This window comes from Kitasatospora sp. MY 5-36, from assembly GCF_001182915.1.
Lineage (GTDB): Bacteria > Actinomycetota > Actinomycetes > Streptomycetales > Streptomycetaceae > Kitasatospora.
Genome location: NZ_LFVW01001061.1, coordinates 1 through 2,150, shown reverse-complemented (window position 1 = coordinate 2,150; position 2,150 = coordinate 1). Strand labels below are relative to the sequence as shown.

Sequence of the window (2,150 nt, the reverse complement as noted above, 5' to 3'; positions counted from 1 at the left end):
GTTCGCCGCCGTCCGGGCCGCGGCCACCGCCGTGTTGGAGGCCTGGATCGCGGTCCGCGCGGCGTTGGCCGCGCCCTCCGCCGCCTCGGCCGCGCGGTTCGCGGCCCGACCGGCCTTCACCAGGTCGTTCTTGGCCGCCTCGGCTTCCACGGCGGCCTTCTGCGCGGCCTCCTTGGCCAGCCGGGAGGCCTCCTGCGCGCGCTCGCCCGCCGCCTTGGCCGCGTCGGTCTCGGCCTTGGCGCGCTTGCCGGCCTCCGTCGCGGCCTCGACCAGCTGGCTGATCGTCAGAGTCTCCTGGTCACGGGCGCGGGCCAGCTCCAGCCCGCTGTCCAGGAAGTCGGTGATGTCCTCGGCCGTCCCGGTCAGGGCCCGCTGCGCGAGCCTCTGCACCTCGGGGCCGCCGGTCGCCAGGACCTTGGTGACCTGGACCCGCTGGTCCTCCTCCCGGGCCCGGGCGAGGCCCTCGCCGAGGAAGTCCGTCAACGCCTTGGCGGAACCGTCGTCGAGCGCCTTCTGCGCCGCATCCTGGACGGCGCGGCCGCCCGTGCCGATGGCGGCCAGGGCGGCCGCGCGCCGGTCCTCCTGCAGCGGCGCCCGGAAGCCGGTCAGCACGAAGTCGTGCAGCTGCGCGTCCGTGCCGTTCAGCGCCTGCTGCGCCGCGGCCCGCACGCCGGCGTCGGCGAAGGCGAGCATCTTCAGGACCGCGAGGCGCTCGTCCTCGGTGGTCGCCCGCTGCAGGCCGGCGGCCAGGAAGTCGCTGATCTGGGCATCGCCGCCGACCAGCGCGGCGGCCGCCGCGTCCTTGACCGCCGACCCGCCGGCCGCCCACGCCTCGACCACCTGGGTGCGCGCGCCCGCAGGCAGCGGCGCCGGCCCGGGATCGGCGGGGTACCGCCGTCGCCTACGCCTACCTCGTCGCCAGCGACAGCGCCGTCACCGCGGTCAGCCGGGCGCGTCGGAGACGCTTAGGCGGGAATGTGATCCCGGATAATTTATCGACCATTTCTCCTCAATTCCTTGAGTGCTTTTCGACTGGAATTCCAGGCATTTTCGGAACCGTCTACAACAACCTGTCGAACTGTCGCACAGGTCGTGAACCCACGGGTCCGATACCGAATTCACGAGCCATGCCACGGATCGAGCACGCTGGGACGTCGAGTGGAAGAAACAGCTGGTCAGAGGCACTTTGAGGGGGCCCCAAGGCCGGGCTACCGGTTTCCGAAGGGGATCGCCGCAGGCCGCTCGGTCCGCAATATTGGCTCGAACCCGACCCTTTTACGGAACTCGGCGACCGTGATACCAATAGGCCTCCGACCCGATGGCGAAGCGCCCTGCGCAGGCCCGGGTCGGCGCATCGTTTACTTCGATCACACCATTCCCTTGCCCGTGGAATTCCGAACGAGGAGGCCCCACCAGCATGAAGCCTTTGATTCGCTGCCTGACCGTCGGTGCCGTCGCCGGTGCCGTCGCCCTGACGGGTCTGACCACGGTCGGCGCCGCCCCCGTACCCGCCGGAACCGTGAGCGCCGCCGGGGCCGGTACCACCACCGCCGGGGCCGTCACCGCGGACGACACCCCGCCGCCGGCCGTCGAGGACTTCGCGTACCCGGAGGCCGACAGGATCTTCAAGGAGCGCGGCATCAAGCTGAAGAGCGGCGACGGCCACATCCTGCTCGCCACCTGCGACAGCCGCCCCGGCCTGCTCGAAGTGAACGCCCGGGGCATGTCGACCACGGACCCGGTCGGCCACGGCCGGTTCTGCTTCCAGGTCACCGGCGCGACCGGCCGCCTGAGCCTCGAACTCCCCTCCGTCTACGGCGCCAAGGGCAACGACTACGCCGTACGCGTCGACATGCAGACGGGCACCGAGGCCAAGTCCTTCGACGTGCAGAAGAACAAGTGGACGCCGGTCGGGGAGACCGCCGACCCGCAGGAGCGCGTGTTCACCCTGCTGGAGATCACCGCCACGGCGTGACCCCCGGTCCGCGCTTCCCCGGCGCTACCGCCACCGCCACCGCCCGGCAGACGAAGGAAAGCCACCTCATGGTTGCTCACGCCCACGCACCGCATGGACGGCCGGGCCGGTCACCGCCGCCGCCCTCGCCGGCACCCTGTTGTCCGGCACGCCAGCCCCCGCCCTGAACGGCGAC

Annotated in this window: 2 protein-coding genes; one reads left to right on the top strand and one right to left on the bottom strand. The window is 71.8% G+C overall.

The genetic code is table 11. From position 1 onward, the window contains the following. Nucleotides 1–840: ALF repeat-containing protein (locus AE652_RS40075; RefSeq protein ID WP_049660636.1), on the bottom strand; the 840-nt coding region annotated here is incomplete at its 3' end. A 577-nt stretch (nt 841–1,417) separates the two neighbouring features. Here AE652_RS40075 and AE652_RS40070 point away from each other — a divergent pair. Next, nucleotides 1,418–1,975, top strand: a complete 558-nt coding sequence (locus tag AE652_RS40070) for a hypothetical protein (RefSeq protein WP_234348716.1) — start codon at nt 1,418–1,420, stop codon at nt 1,973–1,975. Nucleotides 1,976–2,150: the final 175 nt, after the last annotated feature.

What these genes read in the sequence shown, in the direction of transcription:
- AE652_RS40070 (WP_234348716.1), top strand. Translation starts at nt 1,418, where the DNA reads ATGAAGCCTTTGATTCGCTGCCTGACCGTCGGTGCCGTCGCCGGTGCC.